Below are 24,083 nucleotides of genomic sequence, written 5' to 3' on the forward strand. Positions count from 1 at the left end.
CACGTTTGCAGCGGACCCTAGCAGACGTTCAGCACGGCAGTGGTTGACTGCGGGGATGCCTCGAGACCACACCCTCGCCCGCCGCCTGCACGACCGCGCCGAGCCGGTGCACGCGGTCACCTACTTCGCCCCAGAAGCCAGATCCGCGCTCGACGACCTCGGCTACCGCGGATTCTGGATGGGATATTTCGCGGCGCGTTCGGCACCGCTGGGTCCGGTCCCCGCCCAGGTGGTCAGCGCCATGTTCTACAACTTCGCGCCCGCGCGGGTCGCCAGGGCGTTGCCGGCCGCGTGGGAGGTCGCGTCACCGACCGCCGCGCTGGCGGCCCGGCAGCAGGCGGCGGTGGCGGCGCTGCGGCGCTGCGGGGTCGGCGAAGACGCTGCGGCGGTCGTGGCCGACCTGACCGCCAAGGCAGCGGCCGCCGCCGACGTCGGCGGCCGTCCGTTGTTCGCGGCCAACCAGGCACTCCCCTGGCCCGACGAGCCGTTGGCGCGGCTGTGGCACGCGAGCACCCTGCTGCGCGAATACCGCGGCGACGGGCACGTCGCCGTGCTCGTCGCCGAGCGGGTTTCCGGGCGGGAATGCAACATTCTGCACGCCGCCGCCGGCGGGGTTCCCGAGGACATGATCAGGCGGGCCCGTGACTACGACGACGAACAGTGGGCGCTTCATCAGGACGCACTGCGGGGCCGTGGACTGCTCGACGATGCCGGTGAGTTGACCGGCCGCGGACGTGAACTCAAGCAGCGCATCGAAGACCGCACCGACGCGGCGGCGCTGACCATCCTCGACGCCCTCGACGACGACGAGATCGAGTCTTTGTTCCGGGCTCTCACCCCTATCGCGCGGACGGTGATCGCGGCCGGGGATGTCCCGGCGGCGACTCCGATGGGCTTGAACCGTGACGATCTCGACGATGCCGGCGCGTATGTGAACTGAGCGGACTCACCGCGGCGCGTACATGATCAGGCCGACGCCGGCCAGGCACACCGCCGCGCCGGTGACATCCCACCGGTCCGGCCGGAAACCGTCGGCGACCATGCCCCAGATGAGCGAACCGGCGACGAACACCCCGCCGTAGGCGGCGAGCACCCGGCCGAAGTTGGCGTCAGGCTGAAAGGCCGCGACGAAACCGTAGGCTCCGAGTGCGAGCACCCCGGCGCCCACCCACAGCAGACCGCGGTGCTCACGGACGCCCTGCCACACCAGCCAGGCACCGCCGATCTCCAGGATCGCGGCCAGGACGAACAGCAGCACGGATTTGACGACCACGCGTCACAGCGTGCCATCAGTGATGCGCGCTTGTCGCCTCGGTGTGACAGGCGTCCGGCGGGGTGCCGACCACGTCGAGGGCCGGGTTGCGATCGAAGAATCCGAATGGCTTGAGCCAGAACGAGACGATATCGACCGGCATCACCGGCCAGTCCTCCGGGCGGGTGATGTGGTGGATACCGAAGACGTACCACAACACCACATCGGTATTCTCGATCGAACGGTCAGCCGCAGTCCAGCGGGCCAGACCGGTGTCACGTACCGACTGATTGACGAATTCTCCTGCCGGCCAGCGCTCATCGGGCCGGTTGGGCGTGACCCAGAGAGTATGGGCGATGACCCCGGCCCGTTCCAGCACCGGCGAGCCCGGCTCGAACATCGACGGGATCGCACCGGTGGGAACCAGTTTGTACGCCGGGTGGGTGCCCAGGCCGGTCACGACGTTGGGATTGACCACCTTCCACGCCCGCTGGGTGGCGAAGTTCACGTCCTGCCTGGCCTCACCCTCGGTGCGCAACGGGGTGTTGCGCACCACCAAGGACAGACCGTGCGGATTATCCGGGCCGATGGGCTCGGCGAAAGACTCCGAAACCACCACGGTGTTGTCCGGGCCGTCTATGTCCATGTCGAGGCGGGCGACCAGGAAGTGTTGGTGGAAAGGGGCATACGTGCGCTCGTCGACGAGCGTGCCGTTGGGATTCGACGCCCCGGCGGGCAGCGGGGTGGTGACCATGATGCCGGTCGCGCGCACCTCACATTCGATGTTGCCGTCCTGATAGAGCCGCCAGTAGACCAGGTACTCGTAGTTGGCCACGGTGACGTGGAATGAGATCGTGAGCCTGCGCATGCGGCGCACTTCGGCGCCGATCTCGTGGTCGACGTGCTTCCAGAGCACCGCGTTGTCCTCTTCGTGGATGCAGATCGCATTGGTGATGGTGTACGGCTCCCCTCTGCTGTTGTGCAGAACGGCGTCCAGGTAACGGATCTCGCCCAGGCAGTCGCAACCCAGTTCCAGCGACGTCGTCATGAACCCAAGGCCCCACTCGCCGATGTCGAATGCGGTACGCCGGTAATGGTCGGCAGACGGATCGCGGTAAGGCACAATCATCTCGGCGAACGACATCCGGTGCGCGACAGAGCGATCGCGACCGGCGTCGCGGTAACGCACGGTGTGAAGCGTCATCCCTTCGCGATGGTTGAAACCCACCCGCAGCGACCAGTTCTGCCAGCGCAGCAGAGTGCCCTCGATGCTGAAGGACGGCCCCTGCGGCTGGGTGATGTGCAGCGGCGTGAGCGGTTCGCGGCGCGCGGAGGCCAGGATGCGTTGGGGAATGTGCGCGGGAACGTACTCCCCCATCACATCGGGGGCGGGCTCTCCCGCCGCGAAGGGCCCTTCATCCTCGACGCGAAGCAGCTCCATCGCGTTGAGATCCACGACGCAGTGCAGCCCGCTGACCAGTCGCGCGTAGGGGTTGGCACCCGGGGCTGCCTTGACCCAGCTGTCGGACCAGCCGATCCGCCGGTCGCGGTACTCCGGGGGCGCGACGGCGTCCCCGTAGGTCCAGGTGTCGAAGAAGACGAGGTTCATATCGGTGATGCCGCGTCCGCGCAGGGCCTCGACGACATCGGGATGCGTGCGCAGGAGCTCATCGCACTCGACGAACTCATCGACGGTGAAGTTCGCCTGCACGCCGGGAATGTGCTCGAACGATTCCACGCGGTTCTCGGTCAGCGACACCACACTCTTGTAGGTGGCGTTGTCGACCCGGTTGAAACAGATCACCTCGGCTCGGCGCGCGGGCCGAGAACCGGTGTTCTCGAACGCGACGATCTCCGGCTTACCCGGTTCGGCCAACTCGATCGAGGCGAAGCGCCAGCCCCGGCTCGCGGTCGCGTCCCCGGATCCCGGTCGTGGTTCGACGCCGCGGTCGCGACGGAGGATCTCGGTGACTGCGGTGAACTCGTCAGCGCTGAGCGGGTCGAGGGGAAATGCACCCGCCGAGGGCGGATCACTGGGCTGCGACACCCGTCAACGCAACCATATTCACCGCCGGCCGGCAGCCGAATCGAGTCAAAACGGGGCGTTCTAGCGGGCAGCCTCGAAAAAATCTTCCCAGGCCATGCGGCGTTCGGAGTGCGGGTCGAGTTCCACGCGGCGGCGATGGTCAAGTACCAGGACCGCCCGTTCGTCACGACTGTAGCGGGGCCAGTCCGAGCCGGGCACACCCTCTGCGGCGAAACCCAACCAACGCCGCTGGACGTCGTCGGACACCTTCTGAGCCGCCCGCGAGTCGATGCCGGCCGCCAGGAGCCGGCCGAATCGGGACCGGTACACGTCGAAAACCGCCAGCAGCTCGGTCGCGTGGGTGGCGCCCATACCCGACCAGCGCAGAGCCCGCGTCGCGTAATCGTAGCGATACACATGGGTCGGGGCGTGCGCCGAGTGCGCCTGAGCGATCTGCCACACCGCGGATCCGAAGATGAAGTCACCGCCGAAGCGGACACAGGCATCAGCGCGCGGATACTCCGGATATGCAGCCAGAATACGTTCCCGCGCATGCGGTTTCACATGCGCGAGCATCCGTTCGATAGCCCGCTCGTCGGTGGGCAGCAACTTCAGGAAGCGGGTGAACAGGCGCCCCTCGTCTGCGTTGGTGCCCACGATGAGCGGGACCCGGTGGGCTTTTCCGCCGCGCATCGCCTCGACGGGATCTTCGGGCAGATAGGGCGTCCCGTAGGTCGGTCCGATCGCGAACGCCCCGAGCATCTCTCGTTGCCCTTCGACGACGAGCCGGTCGAGGGCTTCGACGAGTTCGGCTGGACGCGTCGACATCAGGACGCGGGCGGCGTCGGCTTCGGTGGAGCCGAGTTGGCGGGCGAAGCGCGCCGCATAGTCCGCCGCGACGTCGGCGCCGCTGATCATGCCGCTGCCCGGACTTTGTGAAATCGCTTGTGCAAAAAGCCCTTCGGCATCGGGAGTGGCCATGAGCGTCGCGACGGCGTGGGCTCCTGCGCTCTCACCAAAGATGGTCACGTTGTCCGGGTCGCCACCGAACACCTCGACGTTCTCACGCACCCACCGCAATGCCATCACCAGATCGCGCAGGAACAGGTTGTCGTCGATGATGACGTCGTCACTGGACAGCGACGACAACTCCAGACAGCCGAGCGCCCCGAGCCGGTAGTTGACCGAGATGTAGACACAGCCCTTCCGGGCCAGCGAGGCGCCGTCGTAGATCGGGGTTGCCGAGCTGCCCAGCAGGTAGCCGCCGCCGTGGATGAACACCATCACCGGCAGGGCGTCTCCGGGTTCGGCGCGCCTGGGCGTGACCACGTTCAGCGTCAGGCAGTCCTCGCTGGTCGGTTGGTACCTTCCCGGCGCCAGCATGGTGTACATCCGCTGTTGGGGCGCACACGACCCGAACCCGTGGCAGTACCGCACCCCCGGCCACGGTTGCACCGGTTGCGGCGCGCGGTAGCGCAGTCGACCGACCGGGGGACGCGCGTAGGGAATCGACCGCCAGCGGTTCACACCGTCGCGAGCGAAGCCCTCCACGGTTCCCGCGGCGACCGTGCGCCGGACCGGATGCTCGTGCATTCTTTCGACGGTAGCGAACTCGCACACGGCCTGCCTCGCCGGAACCAGCGTGTCGGGTCGCTAGCCTGGCCGAATGCGCATAGCCGCCGTGATCGCGTTGAGCGCCCTGGTGGCGGCCTGCTCCCAGTCGGTGGGCGGTGAGGCGCAGCCCCCGCTCACCTCGCCGCCTGCGGGGCCACCTTCCACCACCTCGGCCGTCCAGAGCCCGTCACCGTCCCCGCCGAACACATCGGACGTGCCCGGACCCGGCGCCGCGATCGACGAGGTCATCGGCTGGATCGAGGCGGGTGTCCCAGTGGATCCGGCCGGATTTCACGTCGCCTTCCGCGACGGCGTCACCACGCGCCTCGGTGACGACATCGCGTTCACGGCAGCGTCGGGGGCGCCGCACTCGAGCACGCAGTGCATGACCGACGCCGCGTCCGACGGCGAATTGACATGCCTGCTCGAGCTCGCCGCACCGCCGCCGCGCCCGGCGCAGGCCGAAGGCATGTGGAAGCCTGGCTGGGTGGACTTCTCCGGCACGGAGTTGTCCGTCGGCTCGTTGCGCGGCGATCCCGGACCGTTCGCGACCGGCGCCGGCGCCGAATTGGCCGCCGGGCAGTCACTGATGTTCGGCGACAATCGCTGCCGCAGCGATATGGCGGGGCTGTTCTGCGTCAACTACGCCCACCGGTCGGCGGTGCGCCTCGCCGCCGAGGGCGTGGTGGCATTCGGATGTCTGGCCGAGGTGCCGGCGCCACCGCAGTCGGCGGTTTCATACCGCTGCTGAGAACATCAACCGGCTTGGCGACGGGCCCGGTCCCTGGCTCTGTCCGGGTAGATCCGCGTCATCCCCACGGCGCCGACGATGACGACGACCGGGATCACGGCCTTCGTCAGGTGGACGGTCGACGGAGCCGTCGCCGCCAGGAAACCCAGCACGGCGATCAGGGCGAAGACCAGCGCCCACATCAGCGTCAACACCTGGTTGGCGCGCCGGAAGGCGGCCTGTTCCGCGTGATCGCGAGCCGCGCCCGAGGGGGCGTACTGCGCGGTGAACGGCTCGAATGCCAGGGAAGCCAGCGCCATCACCGCCAACACCCCACTGGAGAGGGTGGTCGCGTAGATGTCCATCCAGTCGCGGTCGGCGGCGCCCAGGACCAGCCCGGCAATCGTCACGCCGGTGAAGAACACGACGGTGACCACGTCGAGCATCCTCAGGCCGGCGAACCCAGCCGACATACCCAGGATCAGTGTCGCGATCACCGCGCAGATCGCTCCGAACATCCAGGTGCTCGGACCGTCGGCCACCACCCAGTAGATGATCCAGGGGATGAAACCGATGAATGGGCTGCGCTCGAACCATCCGTCCACGCCCGACAGCTTGGCCTAGATGTGGTGCCCGGGGCGGTTGATCAGCGCCAGCCGTCGGCGGCCCGGGCGGCTTGGAGCACCGACTCGCACAGCTCGCGCAACTCCTCGGGTCCCGCTCCCTCTGCCAGCGCGGTGGCCATGTCCTCGGCGGCGCAGCGGACTTGATAGACCCGGTCGGACAGCTCGGAGGCCTCTTCGGCGGACAACACCACCGCATCCGCGGGCACAGATGTGCCTTTGACCATGGCGCGCTGCTCGTAGGCGCGCTGCCGGCACGACTGGCGGCAGTATTGGCGGCGCCGTCCCAGCCCGGCGTCGGCGACCTCACGTCCGCACCAACGGCAGCTCTGCGGGCGCCGGCGGGTGCTGGTGGGGACGGTCAGCGAGGTCACGAGCCCGACTGTAGACCGGCACCCGACGATATCCCGGTATCATTTCCGGTCGAGTCGGGAACTCTACGGTCTGTACAGGCGTTGACAGTGGTGCTCGGCTCGGCTCGCTGGGTGAGATGACATTCGGCTCGCCTCCCGGCCAAGCCCGAGACCAGATGTACGGAAAGAGGAGTTGACGATGGCTGATCGTGTCTTGAGGGGCAGCCGCCTCGGAGCTGTGAGCTACGAGACGGACCGCAATCACGACCTGGCGCCACGTCAGGTCGCCCGTTACCGCACCGACAACGGCGAGGAATTCGACGTCCCGTTCGCCGACGACGCCGAGATCCCCGGCACCTGGCTGTGCCGCAACGGCCTGGAAGGCACCCTGATCGAGGGCGACGTCCCGGAACCCAAGAAGGTCAAGCCGCCCCGCACCCACTGGGACATGCTGCTGGAGCGGCGCTCGGTGGAGGAGCTCGAGGAGCTGCTCAAAGAGCGGCTGGAGATCGTCAAGACCCGCCGCCGCGGCAACTGACGGTTCGCCCGCGTCAGCGGGCGACTCCCCGGGCCCGGTCCAGCCGGGCGCGCAAACCCCACTGGGCGACCTTGACGATCGCCTCCCGGATCGTGGAGCCATCCATCTTGGAGACACCGTGCTCACGCTCGGTGAAGGTGATGGGTACCTCGACGACGGTGAATCCCGCGTTGATCGACCGCCACGTCAGGTCCACCTGAAACCCGTAGCCCTTGGTGTCGACCGCGGCGAGATCGATCTTCTCCAGCACCTCCCGGCGGTAGGCGCGGTATCCGGCGGTGATGTCATGGATGCCCACCCCGAGCAGGATGCGCGAATAGCCGTTTGCCGTGCGCGAGAGCACGAGTCGGCGACGGGGCCAGTTCACCACTTCTCCCCCGTCGACGTACCGCGACCCGATGACCACGTCGGCGCCGGCGTCGACCGCATCGAGGAGCCGGTCGAGCTGCTCGGGCGGATGGCTGCCGTCGGCGTCCATCTCGACCAGTACGGCGTACTGCCGTCCCAGACCCCACGCGAAGCCGGCCAGGTATGCCGCGCCGAGCCCCTCCTTCGCGGTGCGGTGCATGACGTGGATGCGGTCAGGGTCGGCCACCGCCAGCTCATCGGCCAGCTGACCGGTACCGTCCGGGCTGTCGTCGTCGACGATCAGGATGTCGACGTCGGGCTGCGCCGCGTGGACCCGCCCGACGATCAACCCGAGGTTCTGCCGCTCGTTGTAGGTGGGGATGATCACCAGGGTGCGGTCGCTGGGACGCACGCCGGGTTCGGGGCCGTCAGCCATGCCACCGGGGACGCTCATGTGGTTCCTTTACCGTCGTCTGCGGTCGATCGCCGACGCCTCAATCTTGCGGGCACGAATGATCCATTGTGCAGCATGGACCCGAGAACTCCCGAAACGCCGACAGCCACCAGCACCCCCTCCAGGTAGGGCCCGAACCTCGTGGCCGGCGTCAGGGCGGTCTTGAGTCTGATCTGCTGGTCCAGGTAGGCCGGTTCGAACCATCCGGTGCGGGCGATCTCGCGACCGTCCGGTGCGATCACGGCGCTGATGCCGGTGGTGCCCGCGACCACGACGAACCGGTTGTGCTCGACGGCCCGCAACCGCCCGAACGCCAACTGTTGTTCACTCATCGCCTGGTCGAAGGTGGCGTTGTTGCTGGGCACGGTGAGCAACTGCGCCCCGGCCCGCACCGACTCCCGCGGTGCACGGTCGAAGATGACCTCCCAGCACGTGGCGACACCGACCGGCACGCCGGCCGCCTGCACCACACCGTCGCCGTCCCCGGGGACGAAGTAGCCGGCACGATCGGCGTAGGACGACAACCGCCGGAAGAAGTCGCGCCACGGCAGATATTCACCGAACGGCTGCACGATGCGCTTGTCGTGCCGATCCGCCGGACCGGTGTCCGGGTTCCACACCAGCACGGTGTTGTTCGACACCGGGTTGTCCCGGCTGAACCCCGGCGCGGCGACGACGCCGCCGACCAGGATCGGGGCGCCGATGGCTGCCGCAGCCGTCGAGATCTGCTGCGCCGCGTCGGGGTTGGCCAGCGGATCGATGTCCGAGGAGTTCTCGGGCCACACCACGAACATGGGCTGGGGCGCTCGTCCGGCCCGAACGTCCTCGGCCAGGCGCAGGGTTTCCCGCACATGGTTGTCCAGCACGGCGCGGCGCTGGGCGTTGAAGTCCAGGCCGAGTCGCGGCACATTGCCCTGCACCGCCGCGACGGTGACGGCCGGTTCGTCCCCGGCCTCCAGTCCGGCCGTCCGGACGTTCGGCCACGCCAGCGTCGCGGCCAGCAACACCAGCGTGACGCACACACCGGGAAACACCACGGCCGGCGGGGCGGCGGCGCGGGCCGCGGCGTCCCGGCGCCACCAGCCGGCGATTTCCTGCAGCAACCCCGCGACACCGAAACCGAGCAGCACGGTGGCGAAGGACACCAGCGGTGCGCCACCCAGGGATGCCAGCGGCAACAGCGGACTGTCGGTCTGCGAGAAGCCCACGACTCCCCACGGAAAGCCACCGAACGGCACCGTCGACTTCAGCCATTCCTGGGCCGACCACAGCCCGGCGAACCACAACGGCCAGCCCGGCAACTTTCGGACGGCCACCGCGACCGATCCGAACAAGGCCGGGAACAGCGCCTGCGCCACGCTGAGCGCCAACCAGGGCACGGCGCCGACCAGGCCGCTGATCCACGGCAACAGAGGCACGTAGAACGCCAGGCCGAACAGCAATCCGTAGCCGGCTCCACCGGCAACAGTGGTGGCGCCACGGGACAGTACCCATCCGAACAGCGCGAATGCCAGGATCGCGGCGAACCACCATCCGAAGGGTGGAAAGCTGACACACAGCGCCAGGCCCGCCGCGATCGCAGTTGTCACCAGGTGCCAGCGGTCGACGACAGCGCGCACGAGTCGGGCGATCCGGGGCGTGCTCGCCCTCGCCGGGATCGTCTCAGCCATACAGGACGCGACCTCGGTGCACCGTCTGCCGACACCGCGGAAGCTCGCCGTCAAGGCGGGGCAGCACCGGCACCCGGGCCCGCGGATCGGTGGACCACCGCTGCACCGCGTCGGCGGGCGCAGCGATGTCGAAGTCCTCGGCGTCCCACACTGCGTAGGTGGCGGGGGCGCCCGGCACGAGTGTGCCGGTGACCCCGTCTCGGACCCCGCCGGCCCGCCAGGCCCCGCGAGTGGCCGCGGCGAACGCGGCGCGCGCGGAGATGGCGCTGCCCGGAGTGTGGTGCATCGTTGCCGCACGGATGGTGGCCCACGGATTCACGCCGGTCACCGGTGAATCGGAGCCGAAGGCGAGTGGCACGCCTCGGGATGCTAACAGCGCGAACCGGTTCAGCTGTGCGGCCCGCTCGACGCCGAGGCGTTGGGCGTACATACCGTGTGCACCGCCCCACAGCGCGTCGAAGTTCGGTTGCATGCTCGCGATCACACCCCAGCTACCCAGCTGCGCCGCCTGTTCTTCGCTGACCATTTCCAGGTGCTCCAACCGGTGCCCGCAGCGCGCCACCGCCGCGACGCCGAACCGGTCGACGACGGTGCGCAGCGCGGTGACCACCGCCGCGACCGCGGCATCTCCGATGACGTGGAAGCCGGCCGTCACCCCTGCCTCGGTGCAGGCGGCCAGATGTGCCGACACCTCGTCCACGCCGAGGTAACTGTTGCCCGTGGGCGTCGCACAGTCGGCGGGCGCATCGGCGTAAGGCTCGTGCAGCCACGCGGTGCGTGATCCGAGGGCGCCGTCGACGAACAGATCACCGGCCAGACCGCGGGCCCGAGTCGACGCCATGAGCGCACGAGCCTGTTCGACGGTCTCGACGGGTTCGCCCCAGTAGCCCACGACCTCCACGCCGTGCTGGTGGGCCTGCAACTCCTGCCAGTCGTCCAGACCGCCGATGTCGGGGCCGGCGCACTCGTGCACGGCCGCGATCCCGTGCGCTGCCGCGGCGTCGAGGGCCGCCCGACGGGCCTCGTCACGTTGCGCCGCGCTCAACTGCTCGCGCGCCAGCCGCCGCACGCGATGGTGCGCAGCTCCCGTCACCGGTTCCTGGGCCTCGATCCCCGCTGCCCGGCGCAGACGCGTCGACACGGCTGCCGAGTGCACGTCGACTCTCGCCAGATACGCGAGCCGGTCACCGACGACGGCGTCGATGTCGGCCGAGGTCAGCGGGCGGCGTTCCGGCCAGCGTGATTCGTCCCAGCCGTGACCCCACACGACGTCGTCGCAATGGGTTCGAACGAACTGGACGAGCATGTCGAGGCAGTGCCTCAGCGAGGTCGCGGGCCGCAGGTCCAGGCCGGTCAGCGCCAGCCCGGTCGCGGTGGTGTGGACGTGGCTGTCGACGAACGCCGGCGCGACGAAGCCACCCTCGAGGTCGGTGACGGTCGCATCGGGAAACTGGGCCCGGCCGACGTCATCGCTGCCCAGCCATGCGACGACCCCGTCACGCACCGCGAGCGCGGTCGCGTCGGGCAACGCGGGGCTGTGGACGCGGCCGTTGAGCAGGAGGGCGGTCGTCACTCCGGCAGGCGGGGCAGCTGAACGCGCGTCGGGGGCACATCGTCGGTGCGGCGTGCCGTGCGCCCCTCGCCGTCGATCACGTCCGCGTCGCCGTCGACCACGTCCGCGTCGGCGTCGATCACGTCCGCGTCGATGTCGATCACTTCCCCGTCGATGTAGTCACCGTGGCGGGCGCGGCGCGCCGCGGTGGAGCCGACAGTGCTCACACCGACGATGAGGGGCGCGCGCCGCGCCGCCATTGCGGTGAGGACGGGACGCGCCGCCGCGCGCGTCGGCGGCAGTAGCAGCAACGCACCGAGAACCGAGCTGGCAGGACCGGGAATCACGACGAGCACCGTACCGAGCGCGACCAGGACACTGTCGGTGACCGCCCCCTGGGCGTCGGCGACGGTCAGTCCGGACCGCAGCCGACGGATGTGGCGGCGCAGCTGAGAGCCTGCCAACACGAGTCCGAGCAGGAACGTGCCGGCCAGTAGCAGCACCGTCCAGCCGAACCCGATCGTCGATGCCAGCGCGACCAGTACCGCCAGTTCGACGACCGCGTAGATCAGGAACAGCCTCATCGCCATGGTGTGTCAACGCGCGGGACGCGCCGCCGGTTCCACAACTGCCGGGGACCTCGGGCACCGTATCCGCCCGAACCGCGGTGTCTACGGTGACGGCCCGGGCTCGACCTCGATCGCGGCGTGCACTTTGTCCACTCCACCCCGGATGAAGGCCTGCGGAATCCACCACCAGGCATGCCACCAGTAGCGCCTGGTCACCATGTCGAACACCCGCCGAGTCTCGGATTTGGGCAGATTGCGGGCCACCGCCTCGACGGGTTCGCCCTTGACCTTGCCCAGTACTCCGCACTTCTGGATGGTCACACGCGGGGTGTTGGTGATCCGCTTCGTCTTCCAGGAACCGTCGTCGGTGCTGATCAGCAGCTTGCCCTCATGGGGCACACCCCACACCGGGGTGGGTTTGGGACGGCCGTCCCTGGTGAAAGTCGTCAGCAGCAGATACTTCTCGCAATAGACGTCCTCGAACGTCGGTTGCGCAGTCGCGGAGTTCGCCATGAACCGTCTAGTTGACCGATTTGATCTCGATCGAAACGTTCTTCTCCAGGCCTCCACGCAGCTTGGAGAAGAAATTGAACGTCTTGCCCAGCAGACCGTAGCGTTTGCCGAGAGCGTCGTAGGTCTTGGCGTTGAGTGCCTTGGGCAGGATTGCAGCGGTCGCCTCGACGGCGTCACCTTTGGGGTTGCCGCGGCGATCGCATTCGGCGATGGTCACCCTCGGGGTGTTGCGAATGCGCTTGACCTTCCAGGACTTCTCCTGGGTGATCGCGATCAACGCTTCGCCGGCGGGAGCGGCCCAGATCGCGGTCGGCTTGGGTCTGCCGTCCTTGGTGAATGTGGTCAGCAGGATGTACTCGGACTTTGCCACATCGGCGAACGTCACGGTCATGGGTGACAGGTTAATCAGATTCAGCCTTCCAGGTCGCCCTCGGTCTCCAGCAGCACCTGGCGCAGCCCGTCCAGCGTCGCCTGTTCCGGCGCCGCCCACATGCCGCGGCCGGCCGCCTCGAGGAGCCGTTCGGCCATTCCGTGCAAGGCCCACGGGTTGGACTCGGCCATGAACTTGCGGTTCTCGTCATCGAGAACGTAGTTGTGCGAGAGCTGCTCGTACATCCAGTCGGCCATCACACCGGCGGTGGCGTCATAGCCGAAGAGGTAGTCCACGGTCGCGGCCATCTCGAAGGCGCCCTTGTAGCCGTGCCTGCGCATCGCGGTCATCCAACGGGGGTTGACCACCCGGGCCCGGAACACCCTGGTCGTCTCCTCGGATAACGTGCGGGTGCGCACCGCCTCCGGGCGGGTGTTGTCACCGATGTAGGCGGCCGGGTCCTTTCCGGTCAGCGCGCGCACCGTGGCAACCATGCCCCCGTGGTACTGGAAGTAGTCGTCGGAGTCCGCGATGTCGTGCTCGCGGGTGTCGGTGTTCTTGGCCGCCACCGCGATCCGACGGTAGGCGCGGGTCATCTCCTCGCTCGCCGGTGCGCCATCCAGGCCGCGACCGTAGGCGAAGCCGCCCCAGGCGGTGTAGACCGCCGCCAGATCTTCGTCGTCACGCCAGTTGCGGCTGTCGATCAGCTGCAGCAGACCCGCGCCGTAGCTGCCCGGTTTGGATCCGAAGATCCTGGTGGTGGCGCGGCGTCGGTCGCCGTGTTCGTCGAAGTCCGCCTGTGCGTGCGCCCGCACGTAATTGTCCTCGTCCGGCTCGTCGAGACCGGCGACGAGTTGCACCGCATCATCGAGCATCGCGACCACATGCGGGAAGGCGTCCCGGAAGAAGCCGGAGATCCGCACGGTGACATCGATGCGCGGCCGGCCCAGTTCGGCGAGCGGGATCACTTCCAGGTCGACGACCCGGCGCGACGCGTCGTCCCAGATCGGCCGGGTCCCCAGCAGCGCGAGGACCTCGGCGATGTCATCGCCGGAGGTGCGCATCGCCGAGGTGCCCCACACCGACAGACCCACCGACTCCGGCCACCGTCCGTGATCGCTCCGGTACCGTTCGAGCAACGAATCCGCCAGTGCCACACCGGTTTCCCAGGCCAGCCGGGACGGAACGGCCTTGGGATCGACCGAGTAGAAGTTGCGCCCGGTGGGCAGGACGTTGATCAGTCCCCGCAGCGGCGATCCGGACGGTCCCGCGGCGATGAACCTCCCCTCCAGCGCGCGCATGATCTGGTCGATCTCGCCGGCGGTGCCCGCCAGCCGCGGAACCACCTCGGTCGCAGCGAACCGCAGGATCGCGGCGATGTCGGCGTCGTCGGTGAGACCGGCGACGGCACCCTCGTCCCAGCCGCTGTCCCGCAGCCCGGTGACCAGCTCCCGGGCGCGGGCCTCGGCGGCGTCCACGGTGATGCGGTCGTCCTTCCCGTCTTCGGCCAGACCCAGCGCCTGGCGCAGACCGGGGACCGTCTGCTCGCCGCCGAACAACTGGCGGGCCCGCAGGATCGCCAGCACAAGATCGAGTTGCGCCTCGCCGGTAGGGGTTTCACCCAGGATGTGCAGACCGTCTCGAATCTGGACGTCTTTGATCTCACAGAGCCAGCCGTCGACGTGGAGCAACATGTCGTCGAAGGAGTCCTCGTCGGGACGGTCCTGCAAACCGAGATCGTGATCCATCTTCGCCGCACGCATCAGCGTCCAGATCTGTTGGCGGATGGCGGGCAGCTTGCCCGGATCGAGGGCAGAGATGTTGGCGTGCTCGTCGAGCAGTTGTTCCAACCGTGCGATGTCACCGTAGGTCTCCGCCCTGGCCATCGGAGGGATGAGGTGATCGACGAGGGTGGCGTGTGCGCGCCGCTTGGCCTGCGTACCCTCTCCGGGATCATTGACCAGGAACGGATAGATCAGCGGTACGTCGCCGAGTGCGGCGTCGGTTCCGCAGGCCGCCGACATCCCCAGCGTCTTGCCGGGTAGCCATTCGAGATTGCCGTGCTTGCCGAGATGGACCACGGCGTCGGCACGGAACGAGCCCTCGAAACCGTTGTCCAGCCAGCGATAGGCCGCCAGGTAGTGGTGGCTGGGCGGCAGATCCGGGTCGTGGTAGATCGCCACCGGGTTCTCCCCGAACCCGCGCGGCGGTTGCACCATCACTACGATATTGCCCAATTGCATGGCGGCGATCACGATCTCACCATCGGGATCGGCACTGCGATCGACGAACAACTCCCCCGGTGGCGGGCCCCAGTGCTCGACGACGGCGTCAGTGAGCTCAGCGGGCAGCGTCTCGAACCACGCCCGGTAGTCCTTGGCCGGCACCCGGACCGGGTTACCGGCCAGCTGCCCCTCGGTGAGCCAGTCGGGGTCTTGACCGCCGCGTTCGATCATCGCGTGGATCAGCGCATCCCCGTCGCCGGCTGCTAGGCCGGGTATCTGCCCCGGATCGCCCAGGTCGTAACCGCGTTCGCTCAGGGCCCTGAGCACGGCGATGGCGCTGGCCGGGGTGTCCAGCCCGACCGCGTTGCCGATTCGGGCATGTTTGGTCGGATATGCGGAGAAGACCAGCGCGATGCGCTTCTCGGCCGGCTGAATCGCACGCAGTCGGGCGTGCCGGACTGCGAGCCCGGCCACCCGAGCGCATCGTTCCGGGTCGGCGACATAGGAGATCAGGCCCTCGTCGTCGATCTCCTTGAAGGAGAACGGCACCGTGACGATCCGACCGTCGAATTCCGGAACAGCCACCTGGGTGGCGACATCGAGCGGTGACAGGCCGTCGTCGTTGGCGTCCCATTGGGAGCGCGAACTCGTCAGGCACAGACCCTGCAGGATCGGAACGTCCAGGGCGGCGAGGTGGGCCACGTTCCAGGTGTCGTCCTCCCCCCCGGCACCGACAGCTGCCGGCACGGCACCCCCGGCAGCCAAGACGGTGGTGACCAGAGCGTCGGCGGTGCCGAGCAGTTCGATCAACGCATCGTCGGCGGTCCGCAGCGACGCGCAGAACACCGGCAGTGCGACGCCACCCGCGGCGTCGATCGCGTCGCACAGTGCCTCGACATAAGCGGTGTTGCCGGCCAGGTGCTGAGCCCGGTAGTACAGCACCGCCACGGTGGGACCGCCGGCCACACGGCGGTGACGACGCTCCAGGATTCCCCAGTTCGGGGTCGCCACCGGTTCTGCGAAGCCGAATCCGGTCATCAGCAGGGTGTCGGACAGAAAGGCGTGCAGATTCGCCAGGTTCTCCGTGCCGCCATGCGCCAGGTAGATGTGCGCCTGTAGCGCCACACCCGCGGGCGTCGTCGAGTAGTTCATCAGGTCGGCGTCGGCGGCCTGCTCCCCGCTGACCACCACCGCCGGGATACCGCTGGCCACGACGGTGTCGATGCCCTCCTCCCAAGCGCGGTAACCGCCCAGGATCCGGACTATCGCGATGTCGACGTCGCGCAGCAGTTCGTCGAGCTCACCGTCGGCCAGCCGGGCCGGATTGGCCCACCGGTACCGCGCTCCGCTGGCGCGCGCCGTGATGAGGTCGGTATCCGACGTCGACAGCAGGAGCACGGTCGGCGCGGCGAGGGGTTCACTCACCCCACATTCGTACCGGATCGTCGGCTCCGCCGGTGCAGCCCCCTGTCGCGCCGACGATGTCGGCTCAGCCGTGCCAGCGCTTGAACCAGGTCTGACCGTACGGCGACCCGACGGCCGCGACGAGCAGGACGAGGACCGCCACAAAAACGAGGAATGTCAACATCGTCGTTCCTTTCCTCCTGCCCGCTTGTTAGACACGGGTTCAGTAAGCCAGACGGTACCGCCGGTAGCGCCGCGGCAGGCCCTGCTGTGCCGGAGCGAACTGTCCAGTCAGCGAAGTGATGCCGATCACACAACGGGGTGGCGAACGCGACATCGGCGGTCGCCCGAGGCACCGAGGCACCCTTTTGATTCGCGGTGAACCTAAGGATCGGCTTCCGCCGCCGACGGCGACAGACTCACCTCACCACGTCGCGGAAGGGTTCGGATGTCGCCAGCAGCACTACGGGTGGTCAAGCTCGGAGCCGTGATCGGCGCACGCATCGACGGCGTGCAGATCTCCGACGGGGTGGACACCGACACTGCCGACCGCATCAATGCCGCGCTCCTGGAGCACAAAGTGGTGTTCTTCCGCGGGCAGCGTGATCTCGACGATGCAGGCCAACTGCAGTTCGCCCGCACCCTGGGTACGCCGACCACCGCGCATCCGACCGTCACCTCCCGCGGCGCGGCCGTACTGCCCATCGATTCGCGCTACGACAAAGCCAATAGTTGGCACACCGATGTTACCTTCGTCGATCGCATCCCCAAGGCCTCGCTGCTGCGAGCGGTCACCTTGCCCCCGTATGGCGGAACCACCACCTGGGCCTCGACCGAGGCCGCCTACGATCAGCTACCGGCTGCGCTGCGCGCGCTGGTCGAGAACCTGTGGGCAGTGCACACCAACGCCTACGACTACGCCGGTGACGTCGACGCACGGCGCGAGCAGTTGGCCGACACCGAACGTCAGTACCGAGCCGAGTTCGTCTCGGACTACTACGAGACAGAGCACCCCGTCGTACGGGTGCACCCGGAGACCGGCCGCAGAACGTTGCTGCTCGGCCATTTCGTCAAGCAGTTCGTGGGCCTGGGGCACACCGAGTCCGCAGCACTGTTTCACCTGATCCAGAATCGGATCACCAAGTTGGAGAACACCATCCGCTGGAACTGGGAACTCGGCGACCTGGCAATCTGGGACAACCGGGCCACCCAGCACTATGCCGTGGCCGACTATGACGACCACTTCCGCCGGTTGAGCCGGGTCACCCTCGCCGGAGACATCCCGGTCGATGTCCACGGTGAACGCAGTCGGGTCGTCGCCGGCGACGCCTCGTCCTACTCCGAGGTGGTGACACCGCGGGTGCGCCTGGCGAGCTGAGCGGCGGACCCGCAGCCCGGTTGGCGCCCGCCGCCGGCCGGGTACCGTGGTCGGGTGGCCAGGGTCAGAGATGACGACGCGTGCCCCGGGGCTCTGCAGACCCACCAGGCCGCCGACGGTGAGTTGGCCCGGATCCGGTTGCCGGGTGGCGTGCTGACGGCTGCGCAGCTGGAGGCGCTCGCGCAGGCCGCCCTCGATTTCGGCAACTCGGCACTCGAGCTGACATCGCGAGCCAACGTCCAGATCCGCGGACTACGCGACCCGGGTACCGTCGCCGAGTTGCTGCGACGGACCGGACTGCTGCCCTCCACCAGCCACGAGCGCGTCCGCAATATCGTCGCCTCACCGCTGTCGGGACGTCGCGGCGGTGGCCACGACATTCGAGATCTGGTCCGATCCCTGGACTCGGCTCTGCAGAGCGACCCCGGACTGGCTCGATTGCCGGGCCGGTTTCTGTTCGGGATCGACGACGGTCGTGGCGACATCTCCGGCCTGGGCGCCGACGTGGGCCTACACATCATCGACAGTCGTTGCGCAGCACTGCTTCTCGCCGGCACAGACACCGGTGTTCGCCTACCACTCCCGAATGCGGTCGACGAGCTGCTCTCGGTGGCACAACGTTTCGTCGACACACGGCAAACCGCTTGGCGGGTCGATGAACTCGATGAGCCTGCGCTGCTTCTGGGCGATCTGGCTCCGACCGAACCAGGCGGTGCGAGGTGGCCGGCGCAGATCCGCCCGCCGGTCGGCTGGATCGAGCAGGAGGACGGGCGCATCGCGCTCGGCGCCGCCGTGCCACTTGGCGTCCTCGACGCCCAGGTCGCGCGATACCTCGCCGCCGTCGATGCGCCGCTGGCGGTCACCCCCTGGCGTTCGGTGCTGGTGTTCGATCTGGACGAAGGGGTCGCCGACGTGGCCCTGAGGGTCCTCGCGCCGCTCGGGCTGGTCTTCGATGAGAACTCGCCGTGGCTGTCGGTGTCGGCCTGCACCGGCAGCCCGGGGTGCGCACGCTCCCTGGCCGACGTGCGCGCCGATGCCGCGGCCGCTCTCACCGCCGCCGTGGGGGGTGAGGTCGCCGCTGATCATCGGCATTTCGTCGGGTGCGAGCGGGCGTGCGGCAGCCCGGCCGAGGGTGCGGTGCTGATCGCGACCGGAGACGGCTACCGGCTCCGCCGACCCCACCCGTAGGGTGATCGGGTGCTCGACTACATCCGCGACGCCACCGAGATCTACCGCCAGTCGTTCGCAACCATCCGCGCCGAGGCCGACTTGTCCGGGTTCCCCGAGGACGTCGCCCGAGTGGTGGTGCGGCTGATCCACACCTGCGGCCAGGTCGACGTCGCCGAACATGTCGCGTTCACCCCCGATGTCGCGGCCCGCACGCATGCCGCGCTGGCCGCGGGCGCACCGATCCTGTGCGATTCCTCGATGGTCGCCGCGGGGATCACCCGTGCTCGCCTTCCCGCCGGAAATCAGGTGGTGTCACTGGTGGCCGATCCACGCGCGCCCGAGCTGGCCGCCAAACAGGGCACCACCCGCTCGGCGGCCGCCGTCGAACTGTGGGCGGAGCAGATCCCGGGCGCGGTCGTCGCCATCGGCAATGCCCCGACCGCCTTGTTCCGGCTCCTCGAACTCGTCGACGACGGGCTTGCTCCCCCGGCGGCGGTGCTGGGCGGCCCGGTCGGCTTCGTCGGGTCAGCGCAGTCCAAGCAGGAGCTCATCGACCGCCCTCGCGGTATGGCGTATCTGGTGGTGACCGGTAGGCGCGGCGGCAGCGCGATGGCCGCCGCTGCAGTGAATTCGATTGCGACAGAGCAAGAATGAGGCCGAAACAGGGAATCCTGTGGGGGGTTGGGCTGGGCCCGGGTGATCCCGAACTGGTCACTGTGAAGGCGGCCCGGGTGATCGGAGCCGCCGACGTCGTCGCCTACCACAGCGCCCGGCACGGGCAGAGCATCGCTCGTACGATCGCCGAGCCATACCTGCGCGCCGGCCAACTCGAGGAACATCTGGTCTACCCGGTCACCACCGAGGCCTCCGATCACCCCGGCGGATACGCCGGAGCCATGGAGGACTTCTATCGCGAATCGGCCGACCGCATCGCCGCGCACCTGGACGCCGGACGTGACGTGGCGTTGCTCGCCGAGGGCGATCCGCTGTTCTACAGCTCGTATATGCACATGCACACCCGACTGACGGAGCGTTTCGACGCGGTCATCGTGCCCGGGGTGACCTCGGTCAGCGCAGCCTCGGCCGCCGTGTCGACGCCACTGGTCCAAGGCGACCAGGTACTCACGATCCTGCCCGGCACCTTGCCGGCCGACGAGCTGCAGCGGCGACTGACCGACACCGACGCCGCCGTCATCCTGAAACTGGGGCGATCGTATCCGGCGGTGCGGCAGGCCCTTTCAGCAGCAGGACGGATCGACGACGCGTTTTACGTGGAGCGTGCCAGTACCGAGAAGCAGCGCGTGCTGCCCGCCGGCGACGTCGATGACCGATCGGTGCCCTACTTCTCGCTCACGATACTTCCCGGCAGCAGACGCAAGGCCCTGCGACCGGGATCGGTCGCCGTAGTCGGACTCGGCCCCGGGGACGCCGCGTGGATCACACCGCAGAGTCGGCGCGAGTTGGAGGCGGCGACCGATCTCATCGGCTACGGGCCCTACCTGGATCGGGTACCGCTGCGCGACGGGCAATGCCGGCACCCCAGTGACAACACCGACGAACCCGCGCGGGCGAAGCTGGCATGTGAACTCGCCGAACGGGGCCGCGCGGTCGCGGTGGTGTCCTCGGGAGACCCCGGGGTGTTCGCGATGGCGACCGCAGTGCTCGAAGAGGCCGAGCGGTGGCCGGGCGTCGAGGTCCGGGTGGTGCCCGCCATGACCGCCGCTCAGGCGGTGGCCAGCCGGGTCGGGGCGCCGCTCGGGCACGACTACGCGGTGATCTCGCTGTCCGACCGGCTCAAACCGTGGGAGATCATCGCACGGCGCCTGTCCGCGGCGGCCGGCGCGGACATGGTGCTGGCCGTGTACAACCCGGCGTCCAAATCACGAACCTGGCAGGTCGCCGCGATGCGGGACCTCCTGCTGGAACACCGCCATCCCGGCACACCGGTGGTCATCGGCCGTGACGTGGCCGGGCCCGACGAATCGGTGCGGGTCGTGCCGTTGGGCGAGTTGGAACCCGCCGACGTCGACATGCGCTGCCTGCTGATCATCGGTTCCAGCCAGACCCGGTGGAGCACCGCGGGCGCTGAGAGTGCCGATCGGGTCTTCACGCCGCGCCGCTATCCCGAGGACTGACGGCCTGTCGGCGCCCGGCCGATTTCGTTGACAGTGCTCGGAATGGACGGTTAGGGTCGCGCGTGACCACCCCCCGCAGCCCCGAGGACATCACGCCGGCCTGGCTGGGGTCAGTGCTGGGCACCGACGTCAGCACGGTGGCCGTCAGCGCGATCGGCACGGGTCAGACCGGGGCCACCTACCGGGTGGCGGCTACCTATGTCGACGCCGAGAACCCCCCGGCGCCTTCGACTTTCGCCTTGAAGTTGCCCGCTCAGGACGACGCGGTGCGGGACCGGGTGGCTTTGGCCTATCTGTCCGAAGCGGAGTTCTACACCGCGGTCACCACGGAAGTCGCAATCCCTGTTCCCGACTGCTACCACAGCGAGATCTCCTCGGACGGGAAGGATTTCGTCCTCCTCTTGGCGGACATGGCACCTGCTGTGCAGGGTGACCAGATCCGCGGCTGCACTCCCGCCGAAGCCGAACTGGCCGCCGAGGCCCTGGCCGGTCTACACGGGCCGAGTTGGAACGACCGGCGGTTCTTCGACCTTGCCTGCATCGTGATGCCCAAGCCGGGCGACGAGGCCGCCGCCAAGGGACTGGGCGATGTTGCGGTGATGGCGGCCGAGATCACGCTGGACAAGCTGGGAGCGTCGGTCACCGAGCAGGACCGCGACACCCTCCTGACCGCGATGAGCCTCGTCACGCCCTGGCTGCTCGCGGTACCCGACCGCTTTTCGTTGATGCACGGTGACTACCGCCTCGACAATCTGCTCTACGACCCCGAGCGCACCAAGGTCACCGTCGTCGATTGGCAGACCATCGGAATCGGTCTGCCGACGCGCGACCTGGCCTACTTCGCCGCGACCAGCCTGTTGCCCGAGATCCGCTCAGCCGCTGAACGCGGACTCGTCGAGCACTACCACGCTGCGCTGCTCAAGCACGGCGTCACCGGCTATCACCTCGAGACCTGCTGGCACGACTACCGGCTGGGGGTGCTGCAGGCGCCGCTGATCACCACCCTCGGCTATGCGTTCGCGGCGTCCACCGAGCGTGGCGACGAGATGATCCTGACCATGCTGCACCGTGGCTGCCGGGCCGTCCGCGAGCTCGCGGCGATCGATCTGGTCAGGTCGTATCAGGCTTCGTCACCGCCCACTGGGTGACCGGCATCGCCGGACGCCACCCGGTGAACGCCCCCACCGCATCACCGCGGTAGTGCTGGAACCGACGCAGCTCGCCACCGACACGCGAATACCACTGCGCGAGAATCGCTTCTGACTCCACAGTGACGGCATTGGCGACCAGACGGCCACCCGGTCGCAACGTCTCCCAGCATGCGTCGATCAACCCTGGCTGACTGACGCCCCCGCCGACGAAGACCGCCGACGGCGGTGGCGAGAAGTCGAATGACGCCGGTGCGTCGAATGTGACCTCCACCCCAACCCCGTAGGCGACCGCGTTCTCGGCGATCCGGGCGCGGCGAACCTCATCGCGTTCGAACGCGACCGCCCGGCAACCGGGCCCGCTCAAGCACCACTCGACCGAGACGCTTCCGGAGCCGGCTCCGACATCCCACAGCAGTTCCCCAGGCCGAGGCGCCAGCGCAGCCAGCGTGGCCGCGCGGATCATCTGCTTGGTGATCTGCCCGTCATGGGCCAATGCCTCGTCGGGCAGCGCGCCGAACCGGCGGTCGTCGGGCAGATACCGCACCGCCATCACGTTGAGGTCGTCCACGTCCCCAGGGGGGCGCGCCGCCCACTCCCTGGCCGTCGATGTGCGCCGCAGTTCCTTCGGTCCACCCAGCTGTTCGAGGACGGTGAGCTCCGAATCGCCGCGCCCGGTGTCGGTGAGCAACCGGGCCAGCTCCGCCGGGGTCGACCCGTCACGCGACAAGACGACGGCCTGTCCGCCACGCCGGACAGCGGTGTGCGGCTCGTGCCAGACCAGGCTGATGATCTCGGTGTCCTGGACAGTCCATCCCAGCCGCGAGCAGGCCAGCGTCACCGACGAGACATGCGGCAACACCGCAACCCGGTCCGCGCCGTGCAGCCGGATCAACGTTCCGCCGATTCCGTGCAGCAGGGGGTCGCCGCTGGCCACCACGTGCACGTCGCCGGCACTGTCGTCGGGCAGGGTTCGCAGGGCGGGCAGCAGCGGGCTCGGCCATACCCGCCGCGTCGCAGTCACGGTTCCATCCAACAGCTCGAGTTGCCTCCTGGAGCCGTAAATAACTGTTGCCCTCGCCAATTCGGCCCTCGACGGGGGCGCCAATCCGGCCATCCCGTCGGCTCCGATGCCCACCACGACGATCACTGGTGCCCTCTGCTCTTCGCGCAAGCGCTCACTGGTGCCCTCTGCTCTTCGCGCAAGCGCTCACTGGTGCCCTCTGCTCTTCGCGCAAGCGCTCATCGCGGCAACCTACGCCACACCCTCCGCGGCATCAGCCGGAAGGCAAAGGCCAGCACCGCCAGCAACCCCGGGATCCACACGGTGTCCCGTCGCCTGCCTAACGCCCGCACCGTCGCATCGGCAACCTGCGCCGGGGTGCTCGACAGCGGCGCAGGCGCCATCCCCTGCGTCATCCGGCCGATCACGAAACCCGGCCGCACCAGCAGCAGCCGCACTCCGGTGCCGTGCAGGGCGTCGGACAACCCATTGCAGAAGCCGTCCAGACCTGCCTTCGCCGACCCGTAGACGTAGTTCGCCCGGCGCACCCGTACACCGGCCACCGACGAGAACACCACCAGAGTCCCCGACCCGGCCTCGCGCATGGCGGCCGCCAGCACCGTGAGCAGGCTCACCTGCGCCACGTAGTCGGTGTGGGCTATCGCGGCGGCATGTGCCTCGTCGTGCTCGGCGCGGGCCTGATCGCCCAAGATGCCGAAGGCCAGTACCGCGGTGCCGATCGATCCGTGCTCGGCGCGGATACCGTCGACGAGCGCCCGGTGCGAGGCCAGGTCGTCGGCGTCGAAGTCGACGGTGTGCACCGCGGCCGCACCCGCCCGGCGCAGCGCAGCCACCTCGTCGTGCAGCTCATCCGGCCTGCGCGCCGCCAGCACCACCGTCGCACCCGGCGCGAGCCGGCACGCCACTTGGAGACCGATCTCGCTGCGACCACCGAAGATCACCACCGGGCCTGCATTCGTGTCCTCCACGGGGCCGATTATCGCCTGC

Annotated in this window: 22 protein-coding genes; 8 read left to right on the forward strand and 14 right to left on the reverse strand. The window is 68.6% G+C overall.

What is annotated here, in order from left to right:
* The first annotated feature begins 55 nt into the window (after window positions 1-55).
* Window positions 56-940: an SCO6745 family protein gene (locus ACNUDN_RS15945; RefSeq protein WP_419122854.1), complete on the forward strand. Its 885-nt coding sequence runs from the start codon at window positions 56-58 to the stop codon at window positions 938-940.
* A 6-nt stretch (window positions 941-946) separates the two neighbouring features.
* Here the strand turns inward: ACNUDN_RS15945 and ACNUDN_RS15950 are convergent, their stop codons facing one another.
* From ACNUDN_RS15950 to ACNUDN_RS15960, 3 genes are read right to left on the reverse strand one after another with little or no spacing between them, the layout of a single operon-like run.
* Entirely contained in the window at window positions 947-1,273 is a 327-nt protein-coding gene (locus ACNUDN_RS15950) for a YnfA family protein (RefSeq protein WP_419122855.1), read from the reverse strand.
* Between the two features lie 16 nt (window positions 1,274-1,289).
* The gene (locus ACNUDN_RS15955; RefSeq protein WP_419122856.1) at window positions 1,290-3,299 is read right to left on the reverse strand and encodes a primary-amine oxidase; all 2,010 of its coding nucleotides are present in this window, start codon (window positions 3,297-3,299) and stop codon (window positions 1,290-1,292) included.
* A gap of 60 nt (window positions 3,300-3,359) precedes the next feature.
* A complete protein-coding gene (locus ACNUDN_RS15960) occupies window positions 3,360-4,871 on the reverse strand; it encodes a carboxylesterase/lipase family protein (protein ID WP_419122857.1) in 1,512 nt (503 codons plus the stop codon).
* A gap of 73 nt (window positions 4,872-4,944) precedes the next feature.
* Between ACNUDN_RS15960 and ACNUDN_RS15965 the strand changes: the two genes are divergently transcribed.
* Complete coding sequence (locus ACNUDN_RS15965; protein ID WP_419122858.1) at window positions 4,945-5,643, forward strand: hypothetical protein; 699 nt, start codon at window positions 4,945-4,947, stop codon at window positions 5,641-5,643.
* A gap of 5 nt (window positions 5,644-5,648) precedes the next feature.
* Here the strand turns inward: ACNUDN_RS15965 and ACNUDN_RS15970 are convergent, their stop codons facing one another.
* Both ACNUDN_RS15970 and ACNUDN_RS15975 read right to left on the reverse strand, forming a co-directional pair.
* On the reverse strand, window positions 5,649-6,227 hold the full coding sequence (locus ACNUDN_RS15970) for a hypothetical protein (protein WP_419122859.1): 579 nt from the start codon (window positions 6,225-6,227) through the stop codon (window positions 5,649-5,651).
* 41 nt (window positions 6,228-6,268) lie between these two features.
* Window positions 6,269-6,619: a hypothetical protein gene (locus ACNUDN_RS15975; RefSeq protein WP_419122860.1), complete on the reverse strand. Its 351-nt coding sequence runs from the start codon at window positions 6,617-6,619 to the stop codon at window positions 6,269-6,271.
* 178 nt (window positions 6,620-6,797) lie between these two features.
* On the opposite strand from ACNUDN_RS15975, the gene rbpA reads away from it, so the two are divergent.
* The gene (gene rbpA, locus ACNUDN_RS15980; protein WP_419122861.1) at window positions 6,798-7,136 is read left to right on the forward strand and encodes an RNA polymerase-binding protein RbpA; all 339 of its coding nucleotides are present in this window, start codon (window positions 6,798-6,800) and stop codon (window positions 7,134-7,136) included.
* Between the two features lie 13 nt (window positions 7,137-7,149).
* Here rbpA and ACNUDN_RS15985 read toward each other — a convergent pair whose 3' ends face one another.
* The 7 genes from ACNUDN_RS15985 to cobN form a co-directional block, all read right to left on the reverse strand.
* Window positions 7,150-7,938 (reverse strand): polyprenol monophosphomannose synthase, encoded by a 789-nt coding sequence (locus ACNUDN_RS15985; protein ID WP_419122862.1) that lies wholly within the window; start codon window positions 7,936-7,938, stop codon window positions 7,150-7,152.
* A complete protein-coding gene (gene lnt / locus ACNUDN_RS15990) occupies window positions 7,935-9,608 on the reverse strand; it encodes an apolipoprotein N-acyltransferase (protein ID WP_419122863.1) in 1,674 nt (557 codons plus the stop codon). The genes ACNUDN_RS15985 and lnt overlap by 4 nt, the downstream gene beginning before the upstream one ends.
* Window positions 9,601-11,181, reverse strand: a complete 1,581-nt coding sequence (locus tag ACNUDN_RS15995; RefSeq protein WP_419122864.1) for an amidohydrolase — start codon at window positions 11,179-11,181, stop codon at window positions 9,601-9,603. The genes lnt and ACNUDN_RS15995 overlap by 8 nt, the downstream gene beginning before the upstream one ends.
* Window positions 11,178-11,750, reverse strand: coding sequence for an FxsA family protein (locus ACNUDN_RS16000; protein ID WP_419122865.1), 573 nt, complete (start codon window positions 11,748-11,750; stop codon window positions 11,178-11,180). The genes ACNUDN_RS15995 and ACNUDN_RS16000 overlap by 4 nt, the downstream gene beginning before the upstream one ends.
* Window positions 11,751-11,831: 81 nt before the next feature.
* Complete coding sequence (locus ACNUDN_RS16005) at window positions 11,832-12,242, reverse strand: PPOX class F420-dependent oxidoreductase (RefSeq protein WP_419122866.1); 411 nt, start codon at window positions 12,240-12,242, stop codon at window positions 11,832-11,834.
* A 7-nt stretch (window positions 12,243-12,249) separates the two neighbouring features.
* The gene (locus ACNUDN_RS16010) at window positions 12,250-12,633 is read right to left on the reverse strand and encodes a PPOX class F420-dependent oxidoreductase (RefSeq protein WP_419122867.1); all 384 of its coding nucleotides are present in this window, start codon (window positions 12,631-12,633) and stop codon (window positions 12,250-12,252) included.
* Between the two features lie 20 nt (window positions 12,634-12,653).
* Entirely contained in the window at window positions 12,654-16,262 is a 3,609-nt protein-coding gene (gene cobN / locus ACNUDN_RS16015) for a cobaltochelatase subunit CobN (protein WP_419122868.1), read from the reverse strand.
* A 427-nt stretch (window positions 16,263-16,689) separates the two neighbouring features.
* On the opposite strand from cobN, the gene ACNUDN_RS16020 reads away from it, so the two are divergent.
* The 5 genes from ACNUDN_RS16020 (at window position 16,690) to ACNUDN_RS16040 (ending at window position 22,072) form a co-directional block, all read left to right on the forward strand.
* Window positions 16,690-17,619, forward strand: coding sequence for a TauD/TfdA dioxygenase family protein (locus tag ACNUDN_RS16020; protein WP_419122869.1), 930 nt, complete (start codon window positions 16,690-16,692; stop codon window positions 17,617-17,619).
* Window positions 17,620-17,673: 54 nt separating this feature from the next.
* Window positions 17,674-18,807, forward strand: a complete 1,134-nt coding sequence (gene cobG / locus ACNUDN_RS16025) for a precorrin-3B synthase (RefSeq protein WP_419122870.1) — start codon at window positions 17,674-17,676, stop codon at window positions 18,805-18,807.
* Between the two features lie 9 nt (window positions 18,808-18,816).
* On the forward strand, window positions 18,817-19,443 hold the full coding sequence (locus ACNUDN_RS16030) for a precorrin-8X methylmutase (protein WP_419122871.1): 627 nt from the start codon (window positions 18,817-18,819) through the stop codon (window positions 19,441-19,443).
* The gene (locus tag ACNUDN_RS16035) at window positions 19,440-20,924 is read left to right on the forward strand and encodes a precorrin-2 C(20)-methyltransferase (RefSeq protein WP_419122872.1); all 1,485 of its coding nucleotides are present in this window, start codon (window positions 19,440-19,442) and stop codon (window positions 20,922-20,924) included. Before ACNUDN_RS16030 ends, ACNUDN_RS16035 begins: the two co-directional genes overlap by 4 nt.
* 62 nt (window positions 20,925-20,986) lie before the next feature.
* Complete coding sequence (locus ACNUDN_RS16040) at window positions 20,987-22,072, forward strand: phosphotransferase family protein (protein WP_419122873.1); 1,086 nt, start codon at window positions 20,987-20,989, stop codon at window positions 22,070-22,072.
* Here the strand turns inward: ACNUDN_RS16040 and cbiE are convergent.
* Entirely contained in the window at window positions 22,035-23,222 is a 1,188-nt protein-coding gene (gene cbiE, locus ACNUDN_RS16045; protein ID WP_419122874.1) for a precorrin-6y C5,15-methyltransferase (decarboxylating) subunit CbiE, read from the reverse strand. The genes ACNUDN_RS16040 and cbiE overlap by 38 nt on opposite strands.
* A gap of 92 nt (window positions 23,223-23,314) precedes the next feature.
* Window positions 23,315-24,064: a decaprenylphospho-beta-D-erythro-pentofuranosid-2-ulose 2-reductase gene (gene dprE2 / locus ACNUDN_RS16050; RefSeq protein ID WP_419122875.1), complete on the reverse strand. Its 750-nt coding sequence runs from the start codon at window positions 24,062-24,064 to the stop codon at window positions 23,315-23,317.
* Window positions 24,065-24,083 lie beyond the last annotated feature (19 nt).

This window comes from Mycobacterium sp. smrl_JER01, from assembly GCF_048513595.2.
Lineage (GTDB): Bacteria > Actinomycetota > Actinomycetes > Mycobacteriales > Mycobacteriaceae > Mycobacterium.